18 protein-coding genes are annotated in these 19,673 nt (G+C 72.1%); 13 read left to right on the top strand and 5 right to left on the bottom strand.

The genetic code is table 11. From position 1 onward, the window contains the following. Window positions 1-44: 44 nt before the first annotated feature. The 3 genes from ACFV0O_RS20190 to ACFV0O_RS20180 form a co-directional block, all read right to left on the bottom strand. Window positions 45-1,655 carry a cytochrome bc complex cytochrome b subunit gene (locus ACFV0O_RS20190; RefSeq protein WP_380343602.1) on the bottom strand — a complete coding sequence of 537 codons (1,611 nt, stop codon included), beginning with the start codon at window positions 1,653-1,655 and terminating at the stop codon, window positions 45-47. Between the two features lie 429 nt (window positions 1,656-2,084). Then, entirely contained in the window at window positions 2,085-3,107 is a 1,023-nt protein-coding gene (locus ACFV0O_RS20185) for a polyprenyl synthetase family protein (protein ID WP_380343446.1), read from the bottom strand. A gap of 334 nt (window positions 3,108-3,441) precedes the next feature. Next, a complete protein-coding gene (locus tag ACFV0O_RS20180; protein WP_380343443.1) occupies window positions 3,442-4,302 on the bottom strand; it encodes an SDR family oxidoreductase in 861 nt (286 codons plus the stop codon). 89 nt (window positions 4,303-4,391) lie between these two features. Between ACFV0O_RS20180 and ACFV0O_RS20175 the strand changes: the two genes are divergently transcribed. The 4 genes from ACFV0O_RS20175 to ACFV0O_RS20160 all read left to right on the top strand — a co-directional run bounded on the left by ACFV0O_RS20175 (window position 4,392) and on the right by ACFV0O_RS20160 (window position 7,278). Next, complete coding sequence (locus ACFV0O_RS20175; protein WP_380343440.1) at window positions 4,392-5,120, top strand: TetR/AcrR family transcriptional regulator; 729 nt, start codon at window positions 4,392-4,394, stop codon at window positions 5,118-5,120. Between the two features lie 466 nt (window positions 5,121-5,586). Further along, entirely contained in the window at window positions 5,587-5,781 is a 195-nt protein-coding gene (locus ACFV0O_RS20170; protein WP_380343437.1) for a hypothetical protein, read from the top strand. A gap of 221 nt (window positions 5,782-6,002) precedes the next feature. Beyond that, entirely contained in the window at window positions 6,003-6,929 is a 927-nt protein-coding gene (locus tag ACFV0O_RS20165; RefSeq protein WP_380343435.1) for an NADP-dependent oxidoreductase, read from the top strand. A 61-nt stretch (window positions 6,930-6,990) separates the two neighbouring features. Continuing rightward, window positions 6,991-7,278 carry an antibiotic biosynthesis monooxygenase family protein gene (locus ACFV0O_RS20160; protein ID WP_380343432.1) on the top strand — a complete coding sequence of 96 codons (288 nt, stop codon included), beginning with the start codon at window positions 6,991-6,993 and terminating at the stop codon, window positions 7,276-7,278. Window positions 7,279-7,715: 437 nt separating this feature from the next. Here the strand turns inward: ACFV0O_RS20160 and ACFV0O_RS20155 are convergent, their stop codons facing one another. Then, window positions 7,716-8,687, bottom strand: a complete 972-nt coding sequence (locus ACFV0O_RS20155; RefSeq protein ID WP_380343599.1) for a serine hydrolase domain-containing protein — start codon at window positions 8,685-8,687, stop codon at window positions 7,716-7,718. Between ACFV0O_RS20155 and ACFV0O_RS20150 the strand changes: the two genes are divergently transcribed. The 7 genes from ACFV0O_RS20150 to ACFV0O_RS20120 all read left to right on the top strand — a co-directional run bounded on the left by ACFV0O_RS20150 (window position 8,653) and on the right by ACFV0O_RS20120 (window position 15,329). Then, on the top strand, window positions 8,653-9,684 hold the full coding sequence (locus ACFV0O_RS20150; protein ID WP_380343429.1) for a hypothetical protein: 1,032 nt from the start codon (window positions 8,653-8,655) through the stop codon (window positions 9,682-9,684). The genes ACFV0O_RS20155 and ACFV0O_RS20150 overlap by 35 nt on opposite strands. A 115-nt stretch (window positions 9,685-9,799) precedes the next feature. After that, window positions 9,800-10,198 (top strand): hypothetical protein, encoded by a 399-nt coding sequence (locus ACFV0O_RS20145; RefSeq protein WP_380343427.1) that lies wholly within the window; start codon window positions 9,800-9,802, stop codon window positions 10,196-10,198. A 209-nt stretch (window positions 10,199-10,407) separates the two neighbouring features. Beyond that, on the top strand, window positions 10,408-10,644 hold the full coding sequence (locus ACFV0O_RS20140; RefSeq protein WP_380343425.1) for a hypothetical protein: 237 nt from the start codon (window positions 10,408-10,410) through the stop codon (window positions 10,642-10,644). Window positions 10,645-11,388: 744 nt separating this feature from the next. Beyond that, complete coding sequence (locus ACFV0O_RS20135) at window positions 11,389-11,718, top strand: hypothetical protein (RefSeq protein ID WP_360268853.1); 330 nt, start codon at window positions 11,389-11,391, stop codon at window positions 11,716-11,718. A gap of 735 nt (window positions 11,719-12,453) precedes the next feature. Beyond that, window positions 12,454-13,215: a MerR family transcriptional regulator gene (locus ACFV0O_RS20130; protein ID WP_380343422.1), complete on the top strand. Its 762-nt coding sequence runs from the start codon at window positions 12,454-12,456 to the stop codon at window positions 13,213-13,215. Window positions 13,216-13,446: 231 nt separating this feature from the next. Next, on the top strand, window positions 13,447-14,901 hold the full coding sequence (locus ACFV0O_RS20125) for a SagB family peptide dehydrogenase (RefSeq protein ID WP_380343419.1): 1,455 nt from the start codon (window positions 13,447-13,449) through the stop codon (window positions 14,899-14,901). Between the two features lie 74 nt (window positions 14,902-14,975). Continuing rightward, the gene (locus tag ACFV0O_RS20120; protein WP_380343416.1) at window positions 14,976-15,329 is read left to right on the top strand and encodes a hypothetical protein; all 354 of its coding nucleotides are present in this window, start codon (window positions 14,976-14,978) and stop codon (window positions 15,327-15,329) included. Between the two features lie 84 nt (window positions 15,330-15,413). Here the strand turns inward: ACFV0O_RS20120 and ACFV0O_RS20115 are convergent, their stop codons facing one another. After that, complete coding sequence (locus ACFV0O_RS20115) at window positions 15,414-16,334, bottom strand: JmjC domain-containing protein (RefSeq protein WP_380343414.1); 921 nt, start codon at window positions 16,332-16,334, stop codon at window positions 15,414-15,416. A gap of 335 nt (window positions 16,335-16,669) precedes the next feature. Between ACFV0O_RS20115 and ACFV0O_RS20110 the strand changes: the two genes are divergently transcribed. Both ACFV0O_RS20110 and ACFV0O_RS20105 read left to right on the top strand, forming a co-directional pair. After that, window positions 16,670-17,797, top strand: coding sequence for an LLM class flavin-dependent oxidoreductase (locus ACFV0O_RS20110; RefSeq protein ID WP_380343411.1), 1,128 nt, complete (start codon window positions 16,670-16,672; stop codon window positions 17,795-17,797). Between the two features lie 89 nt (window positions 17,798-17,886). Further along, complete coding sequence (locus tag ACFV0O_RS20105; RefSeq protein WP_380343408.1) at window positions 17,887-19,206, top strand: LLM class flavin-dependent oxidoreductase; 1,320 nt, start codon at window positions 17,887-17,889, stop codon at window positions 19,204-19,206. Window positions 19,207-19,673: the final 467 nt, after the last annotated feature.

Below are 19,673 nucleotides of genomic sequence, written 5' to 3'. Positions count from 1 at the left end.
ACCGCCACCGGTCGCTCGGCGGCGGGTGACGTCGCCCCCGGGGTTCAGTCGCCCGGCACGCCGGCCCGGTCGGGCGTCACGCCCTCCTCCGGCGCGGCCCCGGCGATCTCCGCGGGCGTCGGCAGCTCCACCCGGTCCTGGTAGAACCAGCGGCTCACCCGCACCCGCAGCCGTTCCCGCCGCGACGCACCCCGCGCCGGTGCGGGCAGCGGACGGGGCATGTTCCGCACGGTCAGCGCGTACCGGCGGCCGCGCGGCAGCGGTCGGTTCCCCTCGTGGAAGCCGCCCTCGATGCCCTGCCGGACGAACCCGGACTCCGCCCCCTCCACGAGCAGCTCCCGCTCGTGCGCCTGCAGCGCCAGCGCCAGTCGCTTGGCCAGCCAGAACGCCACGACCGGACCGACGAACACCAGCACCCGCAGCACCCGGTCCAGGCCCTCCACCGACACGTCCAGGAGCCGCGCCACCACGTCCTGACCACCCGCCACCAGCAGGACCGCGTAGAACACCGTCCCGGCCACCCCCAGCGCGGTCCGGGTGGGCCGGTTGCGCGGCCGGTCGCACAGGTGCTGCTCACCGTGCTCCCCGGTGACCCACTGCTCCAGGAACGGGTACGCGTAGAGGCAGGCGAAGAACAGCAGCGGGAACAGGACGGCCGGGATCAGCGGGTTCCAGGAGACGGTGTGGCCCCACAGGCTCGTCTCGGCACCCGGCATGAGCCGCAGCGCCCCCTCGATGAACCCCATGTACCAGTCGGGCTGCGCGTCCGTGGACGCCTGGTCCGGGCGGTAGGGCCCGTACTGCCAGATCGGGTTGATCTGGGCGATCGCGGCGGCGAGCGTCAGGACGCCGAAGACCGCCATCATCAGGGCGACCGTCTTGACGGTGAACGTCGCGAACAGCGGCTTGCCGACCACGTTCCGGTTGGTGCGCCCCGGCCCGGCCCACTGGGTGTGGGTCAGGTGGAAGACCAGGATCAGGTGCGCGGTGATCAGCGCGACCAGCAGGCCGGGCAGCAGCAGGATGTGGGTGGTGTAGAGCCGCGGGACGATGTCCTGCCCCGGGTAGTCGCCGCCCCACAGGAAGGAGGCCAGGTAGCTGCCGACCAGCGGGACGGACAGCACGAAGCCCTGCGCGGTGCGCAGGCCGGTGCCGGAGAGCAGGTCGTCCGGCAGGGAGTAGCCGGCGAAGCCCTCCAGGAGGGCGACCTGGAAGAGGGTCAGGCCGATCAGCCAGTTCACCTCGCGGGGGCGACGGAAGGCCCCGGTGAAGAACACCCGCAGCAGGTGGACGCCGATGGCGGAGGTGAAGAGCAGGGCCGCCCAGTGGTGCATCTGGCGAACCAGCAGGCCGCCGCGGACGTCGAAGCTGATCGCGAGGGTCGAGGAGTAGGCCTGACTCACCCGGATCCCCTCCAGCGGTGCGTAGCGGCCGCGGTACACCACCTCCGCCATGGAGGGATCGAAGAAGAAAGTGAGGAACACGCCGGTCAGGAGCAGCAGTACGAAGCTGTAGAGCGCGAGTTCGCCCAGCAGGAAGGACCAGTGGTCGGGGAAGATCTTCCGGACCACTCCCTTCGCGCCGTCGAACAGGGGCAGGCGCCGGTCCAGCGCGACCGCGGTCGCCTCCGTCGCCCGCCCGGCTCCCTCCCGCATCCGGGCCCTCGTCCTGGACAGCACCGTCCGCTCCTGTCCTATCCGCCGGCTCCGCTCGTCCCGACAGGCATAGCCTGTGCGTGCCGCCGGGGTGGCGGGGCACGCCCCGGCTCCGGAACTCTCACCCGGACGACACGGAAGCCTGTGTGTCCGTCCTCGCACGTCGGCGGCCCGCCCACCCGCGGTCACGCGGTGGCTGCGGTCGGCGGAAGCGACAGCGGACCCTGGTCCGGTCCGGTCCGGTGCGCGGGGGTGGACGAGCCGGGGCGACGCTTCACCGGGCGTTGGTCCAGCGGTGGCGCAGCCGGATGCGGGTGCGGCGGTGGAGGGGCCGCCCACGAGCTCCGGACACCCCCCGGCGCAGCGCTGCGGGGCCGGTCGGGAGCGGGGCCGCCCGTCCCCGGAGGCTCGCGCCCTTCGCGACCTCCGTCAGGGCAGCTCGTCCGCGATGGCGCTGACGAACGCGGCGAGTTCCGCCTGCGCCACCGGGTCCGGGACAGCCCGCGGCAGGACGGCGAGGGCCAGCCCGATGTGCTCACGGATCTGCGCCTCCACCCAGGCGCGGCCTCCGCACTCCTCGATCAGGCCGGCGACGTGCCGGAGCCGGTCGAGGGTCGGTTCGGAGGTGTCGTCGTAGAAGGCGGCGAGCTGGTCACGGGCCGGGCCGGCGTTGCCGAGGGCCACCGCGGCGAAGGCCCGGGACTTGCGTCGCCGCAGGTCGGCCAGCGGATCTTCGAGGGCGTCGCGTGAGGTGCCCCAGACACCCTCCCAGTCGTCGAAGAAGGCCATCGCCATCCCGGCGTGGTGGCCGAACCGCTCGGAGGCGACCAGTTCCTCCTCGCCCGCGCCCCGCACCAGCGCACCGGCAAGACAGACACCGGCGGTGGGCCGGGCGATGGTGCTTTCCAGCAGCTCCAGCGAGAGGTCCAGGCTCATCGTGGAGGTGCCCTCGGACTCCAGGTCGCTGACCTGCCCCGAGCAGCACTCCCGGATCGCGCGCGCGGCCCGGGCGATCAGCTCCACGGAGACCCGGTCCCCCGTCTCCGCAAGGAGCTCGAAGGCGAGACAGTGCAGCGCGACCCCGACCTGGATCGCGGCCGGCTCACCGAACTCCGCCCAGAGGGTCGGCCGGCCCTTGCGGAGCATCTCGCGGTCGATGATGTCGTCGTGGACCGTCCCACCGGCCGACATCAGTGTGCCGGCGACGGCCGCCGTGCGGACCGCGTCCCATGCCTGTGGGCTGCTCCCCGCACACAGCAGGGCGAGCAGCGCGGGCCGCCGCCGGAATCCGACCGGTGACGTCGGACCGCCTCCGGCGTCCACCCACCCGAAGTGGTACTCCGTCATCCGCCGCACCGGCTCGTCGAGCCTGGCCACGGCCGCGCGGAGGGCGGGTTCCATGTAGGCGATGACGTCCTGGCTGATCTGTTGCGAGGTGCGCACGGTCTGCATGAAGGTCTCCTGCACTCTTGAGCTGCCACGGAAGGTCCCACGCCCGGTACAGCGGTTGGCGCGTCTCTCCTGTCTCCTGCCATGACGCCCCGATGCCGAGACTGCCGCAACCCGGCACGGGCTCGGCGCGCCACCCTCGGCAGGCCCGGCGACATCCTGTGACCAGCACCGATTGGGGGTGGCGCACGGGAACCTTCGGGATGGTGCGGATCCGGTGCGGAGCTCGGGGTCTGTGCCCGAGGCCGCCGATCCGGCGATCGACGGCCTCGGGCGAGGGAGAACGAGCCTTCGTGGGCGCCGAGTCAGGCCGGGCCGTCTGTGCGCCCCGCTGGATCTATTCGGCCCAGGCCTGGTCCAACTGGGCGCGGAAGGTGGCGGGTTCCCGTCCGATCAGCTCGGCGAGCGTCGGGTCGACCGTGGTGAACTCGCCATTCCGCGCTGCGTCGAAGATGCCCAGCAGCAGGTCGGCGATCGGGGCCGGGACGCCGTGCGCCAGGACCTGCTCGCGGAAGGCGTCGTCGGGGACGACGGTGCGGGTGAAGGGGCGCCCGGTGGCCTGTGACGCGATCTCGGCGACGGTGTCGAAGTCGAGTGCCGCCGGGCCGGTGAGCGGCGGGGTGGGCCCGTCGAAGCGGCCCTCATCGAGGATGATCGCCGCGGTGGCCTCGGCGAGGTCGTCGTGGCCGGTCCAGGCGACAGGGCCGTCGGCGGGAAGGGCGATATCGCCGGTGTGGCGGGCGGACTCCAGGAACTGCAGGGCGCTGGCCGCGTAGAAGCCGTTGCGCAGCGCGGTCCAGGGCAGGCCGGTGGCACGCAGCAGGTCCTCGGTCCTGGCGTGGTCCCGGCAGGCCGGGAAGCGGGAGTCGTGGGCGGCGCCCGTCTGGCTGGTGTAGAGGATGCGGCCGACCTCGGCCTTCACGGCGGCGTCGATGGCGGCACGGTGGCCGCTGACGCACTCCTCGCCCGTGCGGTCGAGGGAGACGAGGAGCAGCTGCTCGGCTCCTTCGAAGGCGTGCACGAGCGTGTCGGGGTCGTCGAAACTGCCCTGCCGGACACGGACGCCGCGGTCGGCGAGGTCCTGGGCCTTGCGGGGGTCGCGGACGCTGACGCCGACGCGGTCGGCGGGGACGCGCTCCAGGAGGCGCTCGACGGTGCGGCGGCCGAGCTTTCCGGTGGCTCCGGTAACGATGATCACGAGGTTCTCCCGACGATGCTTCCGGTGGAATCACTTCAACAGTAACACTGGAAATTCCGATGGAAACAGATCTCCGGTACCATCGGTTCATGGCTACGCGTGACTCAACCGACAACCCTCGGCGCCGCATCGTCGAGGCAGCCGTCGAGCTGCTGGAGAACGGCGGCCCTGACGCGGTGAGCACCCGCGCGGTCGCCGCCGCGGCCGGAACGCAGCCGCCGGCCATCTATCGCCTCTTCGGCGACAAGGAGGGGCTCCTCGAGGCCGTCGCCGAGCACGGCTACGCGCAGTTCCTGGAGAGGAAGCGCGCGCAGCTCGACCCCGCCTCACAGGACCCGGTGGAGGAGCTGCGGCGCGGCTGGGACGTGGTGGTCGAGTTCGGGGTCTCCCGCCCCGAGCTGTTCGCGGTGATGAGCCGGGCCACCAGCCCGGGATCGGACGCAGCACACCGCTCGGGCCTGGAGATCCTCCACGGGCGGGTGCGCCGGCTGGCGGCCGGGGGATGGCTGCGCGTCGACGAGGAACTGGCCGCCCAGATCATCCGGGCAACCGGCGAGGGCGCAGTCACCACCTGGCACTCCACGCCCGCGGACCGCCGCAACCCGGCGCTGTTGACCGTCCTGCGCGAGTCCATGGTCGCTGCCGTCACTCGCGCCGAGCCCGCGATTCCCGCCGCCGAGTCCGGTCCCGCCGCGGCGGCCCGCGCGCTGCGCGCCGCCCTCCCCGACGACGCCGATGTCCTGAGCGACGCGGAGCAGCGCCTGCTGCGTGAGTGGCTCACGCGCCTGGCGGCGGACGGTGGCGCTCCGCGTGCCTGATCGCGCGTCAATTGGCGAGCCGTCGGCAAGCCGGCATTGAGTCGGCATCGGTCCGACGGGCATGGGCACGGGTGATCGGAGTCCGTGAGGCGTCGACCCACGCAGGGTGATGCCCGCGCGGGCCGGATCGAGGTCGTGCTGTCGTCGTGAGGGTGGTGTGGGCCGCCGGTCCATCCGGCTGGTCCATGCCGATGAACAGCCAGGTCGGCGTACTCGTCCGCGGGGCTTGAGGGGGTGCCGGGGAGTTCGGGGGCCGGCAGGCGGTCGCGGGGGTAGCCCTGGACCTCGCCGAAGCGGTCGGAGGCGGCCTGCCACTCGTCCCGCGCCCGGACGACGTCCGCGTGGGGCCGCCCGATGAAGTTCCGCCACGTACCACGTGATTTGCGTTTCTTCCCAGGCCGGGGGTGTGGAGGACCATCTGCGGTCAGCACGTCGTCAGCAGTGGACGCGATGGAGACCGCACACGATGGCAACCAGGACCCTGGCGCACGGCATGGGCACCTTCTTCAGGACCTGTGAGCACCCGCAGTCGCGGTGGTCGACGTGCCCGCACGCCTACGTGATCCGCTTCCGCAACGCCTCCGGACGGCAGACCGAGGAGTCCGGCGTCGCGACCCAGGGCAAGGCGATCGACCGGCTCATCGAGGTGTGCCAGGCATAGTGCGAGAACCCCTGGGGCCAGAGCAAGGCCGAGCGTAACCGCAAGTGCGGCGCGATGAACTTCGGCGCCCGCGATCGCCGCCCCCTCGCGCGCGTCGGCAGACCCGCGGGCAGGAGCGGAGAATTACTTGACATCCTCAACTGTCTAGTCCTACCGTTTCGGCATTACTTAATGGGATGAACCATCGAGTGAGTCAACACTTCTTGCGAGGAGCACCACCCATGAAGGCCATCACCTACCGCAGCTACGGCGGACCGGACGTCCTGGAGTACGGGGACGTGCCCGAGCCCAAGCTCGGCCCGGACTCCGTCCTGGTCCGCGTGGTGGCGGCGTCGGTCAACCCGGTCGACTGGAAGATCCAGGCCGGTTACCTCGACGGCGTGCTGGACGTGGTCTTCCCCGTGATCCCGGGGTGGGACGTCGCCGGGGTCGTGGAGCGGGTGGGCGTCGGAGTCACCGAGTTCGCGCCGGGCGACGAGGTGATCGGCTACGTCCGCGAGGACATGGTCCGCCGCGGCACCTTTGCCGAGTACGTCGCCGCGCCCGTGCGAACCCTCGCCCGCAAGCCCGCCAACCTCGACTTCGTCCAGGCCGCCGGCCTGCCGCTGGCGGGTCTCACCGCCTACCAGGCGCTGACCCGAGCCCTGGAACTCAAGCCGGGCGAGACCGTACTGGTCCACGCGGCCGCCGGCGGGGTCGGCTCACTCGCCGTCCAGATCGCTGTCGCCCTCGGCGCCCGGGTGATCGGCACCGCCAGCGATCGCAACCACGACTACCTTCGCAGTCTCGGTGCCGAGCCGGTGGCCTACGGCGACGGCCTGGCCGAGCGCGTCCGCGCGCTGGTGCCGGGCGGCGTCGACGCCGTACTCGACCTGGTGGGCGGCGAAGCCCTCAGGATCTCGCCGGCGCTGCTGGCGGAAGGCGGCCGTCTCGCCTCCGTCGCCGACGGCGCGGTCCTCGACCTCGGCGGGCGCTACGTCTTCGTGCGCCCCGACGCAGCCGACCTCACCGCCCTGACCGAGTTCGCCGAGAGCGGTCGGCTCACCGTCGAGGTCGCGGCGACCTTCCCCCTGGAGCAGGCCGCCGACGCCCAGCGCCTCAACGCCGCCGGCCACACCCGCGGCAAGATCGTCGTCACCATCCCCTGACCCTCCGCCCGAACCGCCCCCATCACCAGGACCGTCCCGCACCACCCCGGAAGGACCCGCCGTGTCCCTCGTCGTGATCACCGACTGGCTCGCCGACACCGGCGCCGAGCAGCACGTCGCCGACCTGCTCCCCGCCGTCACCGAGGCCGCGCTCACCGAGCCCGGCGTGCTCTCCTTCCGGGTGGTCCGCTCCCTGCGGGACCAGGGCGCCTTCGTCGTCTTCGCCGAGTACGAGGACGAGAACGCGCTGGCCGCCCACCGCGAGAGCGTGCCCTACCGGCGACTGGTCCTCGCCGGCATCACCCCGCACCTCATCGACCGCCAGGCCGAGGCCTATGCCCTCGTGTGACGCGAGCCGCCAACCTGCGGCGTAGCGGCTCCTGCGGCCCCGAGCCAGCCGGGCCACTCACTGTGCACCGCCACCGCCTGAAGGATCATCGCCGCCAGAGTCATCACCGCTGTCCCGGTGAACCGGGCAGCCGAGGACGGACCAGTGAGTGGCCGGGGCGGCGGTGACCCGTGGATTGAGACCGACCCGGCCTGCCGGACGGCGGGGCCGCTCTGCTCCACGAGGAGGCTGCGGCGGTGCCGGTTGGCGCCAGAAGAAAGCAAGGTATCGCCCTGTATCGGGATTTGCGGCACCCGTTCTGCTCCTGGGCGCCGATCGCCCGGGCGGCGTCGAGCCGGCCCCCGGGGTCGGAGAGGTTTGGGGACGGCGCCGGCGGGCCCGCCGAGCCGGAGGGCGGTGAGCGTCGCGAGCGTGGCCTGGGCCACGGCAGCGGCCTTTCAATCGGTGGTGATGGCCTTGAGCGCCAGGTTGCGGAGCGGGGCGAGCCGGGTGCGGTTGTCCTGGTGGTGGTAGACGGCGTTGGTGCAGATGGCCAGGTAGCGGCCGGTGCTCGGGGCGAGGTAGAGGCTGGTGCCGGTGAAGCCGTGGTGGTAGGCGACCCGGCCGTCGTCGGCGAGGATCCAGGCCAGGCCGCGATGGAGCCCGGGTTCGATCTCGGCCTTCGGTTCCATGCTGGTGCGCAGCCAGCTGCCGAGGCCCACGTCGAGGGCGTAGGCGGTGAGGAGCCAGCCGGCGAACGCGGCCAGGTCGGCCGGGGTGGTGAAGACACCGGCGTGGCCGGCGACGCCGCCGAGCAGGGTGGCGTTGTCGTCGTGCGGGATGCCCCACAGGCGCGGGCTGCCGGGGATGCGCTGCTCGGTCGGGGCGACCTCGGGGGAGCGGCCGACGGGCCCGTAGGTGGTACCGGTCATGCTGAGCGACTGCCAGAGGTCGGTGGCGAGTCGGTCCAGGCGACCGCCGTGGACGGCGGTGAGGGCGAGGCCGAGGAGGATGAATCCGCGGTTGATGTACCGGTGGCCTGCGCCGGGCTCGGCGATGAGCGGCTCGCCGCAGATCAGCGTGGCGAGCGGTTCGGTGCGGCCCCGGTACTGGTCGAGGCGCGTGTCGGCCCGCAGGCCGGAGGTGTGGGCGAGGATCTGCCCGACCGTCACCCGCCCACCGGGCGCCTGGTCCGGTACGTCGGGCAGTAGCTCGCGTACCGGGGTGTCCACGGTGATGCCGTTCGCGACCCCGATCAGCGGCCAGGTGGCGAGCACCTTCGTCAGCGAGGCGACGTCGTACACGGTGTTCGGGCCGGGGAGGGTGTCCCCGCATTCCGGCGCGGCGATCCCGGAGGAGGCGAACTCGGGTCGGTCGTCCCGGGTGCCGTGGAGGATGACCCCGCCGGGCAGGGCGCCGTCGTCGACCAGCAGGTCGAGGCACTGGTGCAGCTCGGCGAGGGCGTTCGGGTTCCACTGGCGGAAGCTGGTCTCCCTGCCCCGTATCCGCCTCCGCCTCGACGCCGCACCCGCCACCCCGGAGCCGGACAACCACCCGGCCCGCACCGGCCGCTCCGCTCCCGGGCGCCGCCGGGACGCCGCTCACGCCGCCGAGCACGCCGCCGCCGTCCTCGACCAGGACGACGACGAAGCCGCCGCCCAGCTCGTCGGCGCCGGCGAACTCCTCGACGCCCTCGCCCAGACCTCCCCGGCCGCCACCCGCGCCGAACTCCGAGACGCCGCCCGCGCCTTCGAACGCGCCACCCGCAGCCACATCCGCGCCGAGAACGCCGATATCCGTGCGCTGCGCTCGGCCGCCCGCGGAATCGTCCAGGCCGGCAACGCGCTCGGACGTGGAGAGGACGGCGGCGCCACCGCTATGGTCCTGTCCACCCTCGTCCTGGTCACCCTGGCTGCCGCCCGCTGGCACTCCGCCCGAGGCCACGCCCAGCAGGCCGCCGCCTGCCGCCAGGCCGCCGACCACCTGCGCGCCGCCTACCGGCAGGCCGCAGCCACCCCCAAGCGAACGATGCGCGAGATCGGCCGCGCCCTCCCGGAGGGCGAGCGCCTCCGCCACGACGCCACCATCCGCACCGTCCTCGGCGCCGCCGAGAGCCCAAAGGGCCCAGCCCGCGAGCACGACGCCCTGGCCGCCGTCCTGGCGGAAGCCGAGAAGGCCGGCCACGACCCCAAGGCCCTCCTGGAGAAGGCCGTCGAGCGGCGGGAGTTGGAAACCGCCCGCGACACCACCGATGTCCTCGTCTGGCGCATCTGCCGCCTCGCCGACCTGCCCGCCCACCCCGGGCACTCCCGCACCCGTACGGCGCCCGGCACCCGGGCCAGGACCGGGCCGACGCAGGAACGCGCCACCCAGCCGACAGCGGCACAGCCTTCGACCGACCCGCGCCGCCCGGCACCACGCCGCTGAACCGACAACCCGCCGGCCCCTGCGGTCGGCCCATCACCTGATCCTGCCGAAACCCCTCGACACCCGGTTCCACCAGGTGTTACGCAAGTACCCGAGCACCGCGAACGGAGAGTCCGTGACCAGAACCACCGAGCACACCACCACCGCCCCGGCCCCGATCGGCACCCCGGTCCCGGCCGCCTCCGACCCGCTCCTGCAACTGGAGTACGAGACCCAGACCCCCAGCGGTTCGGCGGCCGTCCGCGGCCTCCTGCACCCGGCCGAACTGGCGCTGCGCGGGATGCCGGTAGCGTGCTCGGCCTGCCAGGCCCGCCGGGACTGGCTGCTGCTCAACCACCGCCGTAACGTCTGGGTGCGGTGCCGCTGCGGAAACGAGTGGCTGGAGTCGGAGATCACCCGCAAGGACTTCGACGCCCTGATCGCCAACCCGACCTGGACCCACCACCCTTCGACCGACGCCGCGCGGGTGACCCTCGGCTTCGACGGGACCTTCGCCGGCGTCTACTTGGACTGACGAGCGGTATTGCGGCGGATGCAACATCGGCCGAGGTGGCTGCATAGGTGGGCACCGTGACCACTTGTCGGCTGGTCTGGAGAGCGCTGGTCGTCTGTGCGCGTGGGGAATGTCGGTGAGCTCTTGCAGCACCGGTTGGTATCGCAACGGCGGTGTGTCGATGACGGCTCGCCCTCCAGGACGAGCACGGATTGGAGCAGGTGTGGGTCATGCCGAAGGCCACCACCGCCGCGGCCGTCATCGCCGTCCTGCGCGCCATTGCCGGCCCCGCGATCGACCGCGGCTGGAATGTCTCCGGGCGCCTGCACACCCTGACCTGGGAGGATGAACGTGGCCGCTGGCGTGGCGTTGCCACCACCTGGGGCCGGGGGTGCGTCGTCTCCTTGGTGGCGACGGTCCGCTACACGTTCGAGGCCGAGCAGCCCACGGATCCGCGCACCAGCTGACTGCTGTCGGGGGAGGACCGGCAGGGCCGGGGCAGGCACCGCCTGATGTTCCTCCGCTGGTGCGCGGCCGCCGGCAAGGTGGCCCCGAGGTGGGCGACGTGTTCAGCGGGACAGGCTCGCCCCCGTACACGTCCCGCAGGTTCAATCCAGGCGACGACGGCCGTTTCCGTCACGTCAACGCCCGCGTCCGGACGGCGGCCAAGGTCGGCCTGGTTCGTCCGCCGTTCCGCGCGCAGATCGGGTCGAGCAGATCCGCAACCAGCAGGACACCGCGGGCCATGGCGTCCGGCGCGGGCACCGTTGTGTGTCGTTCGTAACGATAAGGCAGCAAAGGCGGCAGTCGCAGGGCGGCTCTACCCAACCCGCCAGCATCGTGATTCCCGGTCAGTTTCTGCCAACGGGATGCGCACGGGAGTGATGATGACCAGTGGCACACCGCCTACGCCGTCGCCGAGGATCACGGTGGCCCTCATCGGTGCCGCAGCCGCCATCATCGCGGCAGTGATCGGAGTCATCGGGCCCTGGCTTCGTCCATCCCCATCGGGGGCTGAGCCGCCAGGGAGTGCTCCAGCGCAGGCAGCCTCGGCTGCGGTTCCCGCGCCGGCCCCGGATCCACCGGGGAGTGCTCCAGTGCAGGCAACTTCGACTCCGGTTCCCGCGCCGGCCCCGGATCCGCCGTCAAGTCCGCCCCCGGCGTCACCGTCGGCGGCTGCCAGAACAGTTGCGGGGGCAGGAGAGGACAGCGTGGACAGCTGGATCGCCCAGCTCTACTCCGAGCCGGTCTCCACTGGTGCCGCCGGATTGGACCAACGGCTGGCACAGGTCCGGGCCGACGTACCCGGGGCCCAGGTCCTGCGGAGCGGCGACTTCGCCTCACTGCGCCCCGGGTACTGGGTCATCTACGATCCGGGCCCCTTCAGCGACGGAGATGCAGCACTCGCCTTCTGTGCGGCGCACGGCCGTACCGGTAAGGACCAGTGCATCGGCCGCTTCCTGAGCCATCACGCCGCAGACACTCACTACCAGTGCGTTCCGCCGGCAGCCAGCCCACAGGGCGACTGCAAGCACAGTTGACGTCGCGGAAGATTTCAAGTCCGGTGAGACGGCCGTGACGCCATGAGGTTTGTGGTGTGGGTTCCCTGCGCTTGGCGGGGTCGTTGACCACGCTCTCTTCGGGATCTCGGGTGGTCCGGGGCGGCGGCCGAAGCGTCGGCGGCCCGGCACCCTGCTGGAACACCTACACCTACGACGCGACCGGCAACCGGACCGGAACCGTCCAGCACGACATCACCGGCAACAGCCTCAACGACACCACGACCCCCCAGACCTTCGGAGCCGCCAAGAGCACCAACACCCCCACCCCCACCACCGCCCCCGACACTGGCGGCGGCCCTGTCAGCGGCTTCGGCATCCCCGGACGCGAGCGTGGCGAGCAGGCCGGGGATCTTCTCGCCCGGGCCGTAGAAGCGTCGGAATCGCCGCCAGGGGACCTCGTCGTACCTGAACTCGTCCTTGACCTCCGACGGGATCGCGCCCACGGCCGTCCGCACGTCGCAGTCCGCGCCGGCCCACCGTTCTGGCCAGCCGGCCCAAGGGCCGTCGTCCACGACTTGGCCTTCCCGTCCACCGGAAGCATCCGAACCCCGGAGGTCTTGCGCTGCCGATGCTCGCCTACCTCCACGGGTTCACTGCCGTGCCGGGGCCGGTGAACCCGGGGGTGTCGTGGGCCGTGAAACACACTACCGAGGCGTGATCTTCGCGGATTTCGACGCAGCCCCACCGCGCCATGGCACCACCGAGGAGTAACAGATGGAACCGACTCCGCCGCAGGCCGCGCCCCACTCGGATCGTTCGGACGCGTCCTACACGGTCGAGGAGATCTCCAGACTGGTCGGGATGTCGCCGCGCAACATCCGGGCCCACCAGTCCCGCAAGCTGCTCCCGCCGCCGGCCCGCCGGGGGCGGGTCGGGTACTACGACGAGACTCACGTCCGCCGGCTGCGGCACATCGTCCACCTGCAGCGCCAGGGCTTCAACCTGGTGTCCATCGCGGCCTTCCTCGGGGTGGGGGACCGCGGCGACGAGGAGGCCCGGCTCGCCTCCGCGGTCAACTGCGCGGTGCGCGACCAGCCTGCGGTGTTCTACTCCCTGAACCGGCACGGCATGCTCGGATGGGAGGCGGACGGCACCGTGACTGTCGCACGGCCGGCAGTGCACCGGGCGACGATGGAGCTCGTCCGAACGGGCGTCCCGCCGATGGCCGCCCTGCGGTGCCTGGCCCGCTCGCTGGACCGGATCGTCGGCGCCGCCGAGGAGTCGGTCGCCTCGTCGAGCGCGGAACTCCTTGTCGGCGCCGCCGAGGAGCAGGGTGCGGCGGCGCCCGTGGCGGCGCCGGGTCCGGCTGGTGGGCCGCGGATCGCGCGAGTGACCGAGGGACTGGTGGAACTGCTGGTCAGCACGTTCCGGGCCGCCGCGGAGGAGCGGGGCCGTGAGCTCGTCACCGAGTTGCTCATGGAGGCCGACGGTTCCGACAGTTGGGTCGAGGAGCACCTGGTGGTCGAGAACGGGTGAACGCGGCCTCGGCCGGGGCCGCAGCGTCCGGTTGGTGGCAGGGTTTCGTGCAATCGTGAGCCGAAGGTGGGCCCGATCCTGTTCCTCTCTGTGAGCGGTCGCATCGCAGGCACTCCGTCAGGGTGCGTCGCCACCAGCAGAGTTGCGGTTCGACGGCCGCGAGTCATCGATCACCACAAGCCCTGCCGACGTGCCGTACGGCCGTCCCAGTACCGGAAGCACGAAGAACCAGTGAACCGAATAACTCCCCTGCCGGGCACGGTGAAGACCGAGAGCTACCGGCTCCGCAGCGACGCTCGGCTGACCGAGGAGCCGGGCGGCTCGCTCGTCCTCGAACAATCCCGCTACCGGCTGCGTCTGCCCGGGCTGGAGGCAGGGCGCCGCGCGGTGCTGCTGCGGATGGTGGAGAATTGGCTGAGCGATCTTCAGATCGCCCAACTCGTCACGGGGTTGGAGGGCGAATCACGGCTGCTGTCGACCCAGTTGCTGGTGCGCCGGCTGCTGCTGCACTCCTGGCTGGAACGCCGGGTCTCCGTCGGAGCCCGCGCCCTGCTGGACGTCGTGCCCCGCCGCATCGGCGCCCAGAGCGTTCCGCCGCAGCGCCGCCACCGGCCCGGAGCGGTCTACCGGATGTCCAGGTTTGCGGTGCTGCGGGCCGAGCAGGGCCGGATGGTGGCGTACTCGCCGCTCGGCACCGTCGGGATCAGCTGCCCCTGGTTCCGGCTGGCCGCTGTCCTGGCCCGCGCCTGTGCGGAGGAGATCGGCCTCGGCGAGGTAGCAGAGGAGGCGGGGGGCGACGAGTCGGCAGCGGGGGTCCTGCTGGACGAGTTGCTCTCCGCTCGTCTCCTGCTGACCCCGGAGGAAGCCGAGGCCGAGACCTGTGCGGCACCGATGGCCCTCTGGTCGGCGGAGGAACTCTGGCTGCACGACCGCTCCCGCCCGGAGCGCCACGCGGCCCCGATCGGCGCCACCGACCGCTTCCGCGGTCTGCCGGCGGCGGACCTCGGGCGGACGGCCGCCGCCGAGGGCCGCTCCTCGATCGCCCTGCCCGCACCCCCGTACGCGACCCGGGAGTCCGGTTCGTTGTCGACGGTCATGGCACGGCGCCGCAGCGTGCGGGGGCACGACGACAGCCGGCCGGTGACCGTGGCCCAGCTCGGCGAGTTCCTCCACCGGGTGCAGCGCCTCGAACTTCGCGACCGCGACGGCGAGACGACCGGAGTCCGGCCCTATCCGGGCGCGGGCGGCCTCGGTGAGCTGGAGGTCTACCCGCTGGTCTCGCGGTGTGCGGGCCTGCCCGGCGGCCTTTACCACTACGACTCGGTGCACCACCGGCTCGCGCCGGTGGCCGCGCCCGGGCCGGAGACCGAACGGATGCTGTCCTTCGCCCGGGCGACGGCCACCATGCCGGGCCCGCCGCAGGTCCTGTTCGTGATCACGGCCCGGGTCGGACCGCTGATGCGCAAGTACGAGGGGATCCCGTACACGCTGGCGCTCAAGGACGCCGGGATCCTGACCGCCTGGATGTACCTGGTCGCCACCGACATGGGCCTCGCCCCCTGTGCCCTCGGCGCGGGGGACACGGCCTCCTTCTCCGCACTGGCCGGCCTGGACACGCTGGCCGAGCCGGCCGTCGCCGAGTTCGCCCTCGGCGCCTGCCCGCCCGACGGCCGGCAGCCGGCATGAGTCTCCGTGCGCGAGAAGTCCCGACCCGGCGGAAGCACGCACCCCCATCGCACCCGAGAGCAGAGGACCGCGCCATGCACTCCACCGAACGCACCGCTTTCGCCTCCGGCTACAGCGCGGCGGTGGCCGCCGTCTGGTCCGATCCGGGCCAGGAACGGCTCCTGGCCCAGGATCCGTGCGTGCTGCTGGCCGAGCACGGCATCCGGGTGCCGGCGGGAACGACTGTGATCGTCGACCGCGACCGGCCTGCGACACCGGACGTACTGGACGCGCAGATCCGGTCCTGGGAGGAGGCGACGGTCAGCGGGCGGCTCACGCTGTTCGTGCCCCGCCCTGACCGGTTCGAGGAGCGGGACCTCTCGGAGGAGGAACTGGACGCGCTGGTGGCCGGCGTGGGCGTTCAGGGCTTTCCGGCGATGCCCTACTGATCCGCCGGGCCAGCGGAGTTCGAGACGGTGAACGCCCGGGGCCGGGCGTTGCGGACCCGTCCCCCGGGGCTCACCACCACGGCCTCAGCCGCCCGGCGCCGCCGCCAGGTTCGCCAGGGTGCGGTGTGGCTCGGTCGAGGCGGCGCCGGTCTTCGAGGACGAGACGGTCTCCACGGAGGCGCACAGCTCCTCCGGGGTGAGGTCGGCCAGCCGCTTCCGGTAGTGGTCGAGCAACTCCGCCGCGGTCCGGCGCAGTTCCGCCGGGTCCACCGGGAGCGGAGGGAGGTCGAGCCCGTCCTCGAAGCGGCGGGTGAGGGCCGAGCGCAGGTCGGCGGTGCCGGGCTGCCGGACGGTCAGCGACAGGTGGAAGGACAGGCCGTCGCTGTGACCGACGGCCGAGTGCGGTGCCCCGCGCGGGACGTAGAGTACCTCGCCCGCGTGCACCGTGGTCTCCAGCTGTACGGGCCCCGGCTCCGGCTCGGGCCCGGTCCGCCAGCACCCGTCCGCGGGGACCGCGTGGACCTGCCACCGCTTGCTGCCGTGCAGTTGGAGCACGAAGACGTCCGCGTCGTCCCGGTGGGAGTCGAACCCCTTCCGGCCGGGCGGGGTCACGAAGAGGAACGCTTCGACACCCCGGCTCAGCTCGGCACCGAGGCGGCCGACGAGCGCCGCCGCCCCGGAGTGCCAGTGCTCGATGTTGCGCATCAGCAAGGTGGCGCCGGCATCGACGTGGCGCATCACCTTCGCGACGTCGGCGTAGCCGCGGAAGCTGCGGTCGATCAGGTGATGGGCGCTGGTGTACTCCCCCTGCTCCAGTGCCTTGCCCTGGGCGACGAGTTCGAGGTACGGGATGCGCAGCAGGCCCGAGGCCAGGACGTCATCGACGTCCGCCAGGGTGACCGGCGCGGTGAGCGGTGCGGGCGGGCGCAGCAGACAGGCCCGGCGACGCCACACCGTTTCCAGGAACGGTGCGGGGTCGCCCACGAGGGAGCGGAGAGTTTCCATTCGGGGGAGTGGCCTTCCGTAGCGGGAACGAGCTCACGGGCGCCGAATCTAAGGCCCGCCGAACGGGCGGCGCAAGAATTCTCCGACACTTGCTCGGGTGCGGGCACGGGTGAATCCGGACCGTTCCATCGAATCGTGCCGCCGCCGTTTTCCGATCCCACCGCCTTTCTGGACCTCCGCGGTTCTCCTGGTGGTCCGGACACCCGGACCAGGTGGCGACCGCGCTGGCCGGGGAGACCTCGTTGACATCGATCGATGCAATCCCCGGGGGAATTCCTTCATGAATCCGTGCTGCCGGGCCGATTTCTTGTGGCCGCTCGGACGGTCGCACTAGGGTGGCACAAAAAGACGGGCGGTCCGGGTTTTCACGCCGCGTCCCGTTTCAATTGTGCGAGCGCCGCCCGGTTCGTCGGCGGAAATACGTGAACTTGGAGTTGCCCGTGTTCCTGGGTGTGGAGATCGGCGAACCGGAATCCGCGCGGCCTGCGGCGTTCGGCTGTGCACGTGCCGCGCAACTGGCCGAGCGGGGATCGTTGGTCTTCGTGACGCTGGACGAGGCCCTCACGTCCCCGGCGGACTCCGTGCCCGCCCGGCAGCGGATCGTCCAGAGCCGGTTGAACCCGGTGGCCGCCCTCGCGCACGTCGCCCCGCAGACCACCTCGATCGGGCTCGTCGCCACGGTGACCGTGACCCATCTCGAACCCTTCCACGTGTCGAAGGCCCTGGCGACGCTGGACCACGTCAGCGCCGGACGGGCCGGCTGGTGCGTGCGGGTGTCCGGGAGCGCCGAGGAAGCCCGGCTCTTCGGGGAGCGCACTGCCCGGGACCCCTCCGAGCTGTACGGGGAGGCCGCCGAGTTCGTCGAGGTGGTCTCGCTGCTCTGGGACAGCTGGGAGGACGGCGCGGAGATCCGAGACGCCACCACCGGACGGTTCCTGGACGGCACCAGGGTCCGCGCCGTGAACCACGAGGGCCGCTACTTCCGGGTGAAGGGCCCCGGGATCGTCCCGCGCCCGCCTCAAGGGCATCCGGTGACGGCCGTGCGGATCACCTCGGAGGAGGATCTGCCGCTCGCGGCCCGCGCGGACCTGGCCTTCGGCCGCCTCGAACGGGTCGTCGGCGCTCGTCCGCGGCTCGGGGGCGGAACCAGGACGATCGCGGACGTCTTCGTGGACTGCCGCGGGCTGCCGGCCGGCCGGTGGGCGTGGGGGACCGGCGGCGCGGTCGAGACCGGTGGCGTCCGCGAGTTCGCGGACTTCCTCCAACTGCGCGCGCAGACGGGCCTGGTGGACGGGTTCCGTCTCGTGTTCGCCGAGGTGGGCACGGAACTGGCCCGTTTCGTGGACGAAGCCGTCCCCGAACTGCGCAGGCGTCGACTCGTCTCGCCCTGGGGCGAGGGCTGCCGCAGTTTCCGCGAGCGCCTGGGGCTGCCGCACCGGGCGCCCAACAGCATGGTCCCGTAGGGGGATCCCGCCACTGCGTCCGCGCGATCCGCCCCCGACCACGGGACGGCCGGAGTCGCCGGGCCCGTCTACACCCTAGGAAGCCCGCAGTGAACCTTGGACGGCGCCGATTCCACCTGGGCGTTCTCTTCCCGGTCAACCCCACCACGACGGTGTGGAAGGGCGGCCGGCAGGGCAGCCAGATCGACTTCGACGCGATCGCCCGGTTGGCCCGGACCGCAGAGCGCGGCCGGTTCGACTACCTGCTGCTCGCCGACGACCTCCGCATGCCCGAGCGGAACGGCGAGGTGACCGAGATCGGGGTGGCCGGCCGGCACGATCTGCTGACGATCGTCTCCGCCGTTGCGGCGGTCACGGAGAAGCTGGGTCTGGTGGCCACTGTCAACACCACCTTCAACGAGCCCTACGACCTGGCCCGTCAGCTCGCCACCGTCAACCACCTCTCGGGCGGGAGGCTGGGATGGAACGCGGTGACGACGCCGGACGCCTGGGTCGGCGAGAACTTCCGGCGCGGCGGCTTCCTCCCGCACGCCCAACGCTACGAGCGGGCGGCGGAGTTCGTCGAGTTGTGCGGCTCGATCTGGAGCGCCGGCGGGCCCGGGGGCGGCGAGCCGCTGGCCCACGAGGGACACCACTTCCGCGCCGAGGGGCCCGCCGCCACCGCGTACGACGGCGTCGAGCCGGTCCTGATGCAGGCGGGGGACTCGGAGCAGGGGAGGGAGTTCGCCGCCGCCCACGCAGAGGTCATCTACAGCAGGAAGAGGGGCCGCGCGGGCCGCGAGTTCTACGCCGACGTCAAGGGCAGGCTGGCGCGCCACGGCCGCGACCCGGGGCAGTTGAGGATCATGCCGGCCATCACCTATGTGGTCGGGCAGTCACGGGCGGACGCCGAGGAACTGGCGCGAGCGAGACGGCTGGACATCGTGACGCCGCAGATGGCGATCTACTACCTGGAGGGGCTCTGGGGGTGTGACCTGTCCGTCTACGACCCGGAAGGCCCGTTGCCCGACATCGCCCCGGACCCGGACGGCGGGGCGTTCGTCACCGGAAGGCCGACCGGCATGGACGCACAGCGGCGAGCGGACCGGGTGGCGTTCCTGCGGCAGGTCGCGGAGTCCAGGAAGCTGTCGATCCGGCAGCTCGTCGCGCTCGTCACGCACACGAAGGCGTTGGCGGGCACCCCGTCCGACATCGCGACCGAGATGATCGACTACGTCGAAGCCGGCGGCTGCGACGGTTACATCATCGTCCCCGACCAGGCACCCGGCGGGCTGGACGAGTTCGTGGAGCACGTGGTGCCCGAGCTCCAGTCCCGCGGAGTACTCCCCGCGGAGTACGAGTCCGGCACGCTTCGGGGCCATCTCGGCCTGCCGGAACACCGCCGGACGCCGGTGAGCCGCGGTCGATGACACGGATCGCTGTCACGGTGGAGCGCTTCCCTGCGCGCCTTGGTGGCAATTCCGCGGAAGGCTTGTCGGCCGGCGGCGCCCGGAAATAGCGTCTGCACCACCACCGAGCGGAGCCGAGCGTTCCGTCCGAATCTTTTCTCGGTGTCGACAACGAGCAGGAGGATTTTCCATGGGCGAGAACGAGAAGCAGAACCCGCAGGTCGAGGTCAACGAGAACGACGAGTTCCGGGACGAGGACCTGGAGGGCATCGCTGGCGGCGAGTCGCACCGCTACCTGATCTGACACTCCCGTCCGCGGTCTCGCTCGACCGGTGGTACACCGGAACGGTCCGTAACCGCAGGGTATGTGACGGATGGTCATCCGCCGCCGCGGGGGGGGGGCGCCTCCCGGCCACGCGGCCCCGCGCCGGGGGGTGGGGGCCGGGCCGCGGGTCAGGGGGGGGGGGGGGTGTTTTAAATATATAGGT

This window comes from Kitasatospora sp. NPDC059577 (assembly GCF_042735475.1).
Taxonomy (GTDB): Bacteria; Actinomycetota; Actinomycetes; order Streptomycetales; family Streptomycetaceae; genus Kitasatospora.
The sequence above is the reverse complement of the archived record's forward strand: the minus strand, read 5'-3'. Positions and strand labels throughout refer to the sequence as shown.

Excerpts from the sequence above, each read along its gene's own strand:
- ACFV0O_RS20150 (WP_380343429.1), top strand. The coding sequence starts at position 8,653 with ATGACCCCGCCGGGCAGGGCGCCGTCGTCGACCAGCAGGTCGAGGCAC.
- ACFV0O_RS20175 (WP_380343440.1), top strand. The coding sequence starts at position 4,392 with ATGGCTACGCGTGACTCAACCGACAACCCTCGGCGCCGCATCGTCGAG.
- ACFV0O_RS20185 (WP_380343446.1), bottom strand. The coding sequence starts at position 3,107 with ATGCAGACCGTGCGCACCTCGCAACAGATCAGCCAGGACGTCATCGCC.
- ACFV0O_RS20120 (WP_380343416.1), top strand. The coding sequence starts at position 14,976 with ATGCACTCCACCGAACGCACCGCTTTCGCCTCCGGCTACAGCGCGGCG.
- ACFV0O_RS20190 (WP_380343602.1), bottom strand. The coding sequence starts at position 1,655 with ATGCGGGAGGGAGCCGGGCGGGCGACGGAGGCGACCGCGGTCGCGCTG.
- ACFV0O_RS20130 (WP_380343422.1), top strand. The coding sequence starts at position 12,454 with ATGGAACCGACTCCGCCGCAGGCCGCGCCCCACTCGGATCGTTCGGAC.
- ACFV0O_RS20170 (WP_380343437.1), top strand. The coding sequence starts at position 5,587 with ATGGCAACCAGGACCCTGGCGCACGGCATGGGCACCTTCTTCAGGACC.
- ACFV0O_RS20165 (WP_380343435.1), top strand. The coding sequence starts at position 6,003 with ATGAAGGCCATCACCTACCGCAGCTACGGCGGACCGGACGTCCTGGAG.
- ACFV0O_RS20140 (WP_380343425.1), top strand. The coding sequence starts at position 10,408 with ATGCCGAAGGCCACCACCGCCGCGGCCGTCATCGCCGTCCTGCGCGCC.
- ACFV0O_RS20115 (WP_380343414.1), bottom strand. The coding sequence starts at position 16,334 with ATGGAAACTCTCCGCTCCCTCGTGGGCGACCCCGCACCGTTCCTGGAA.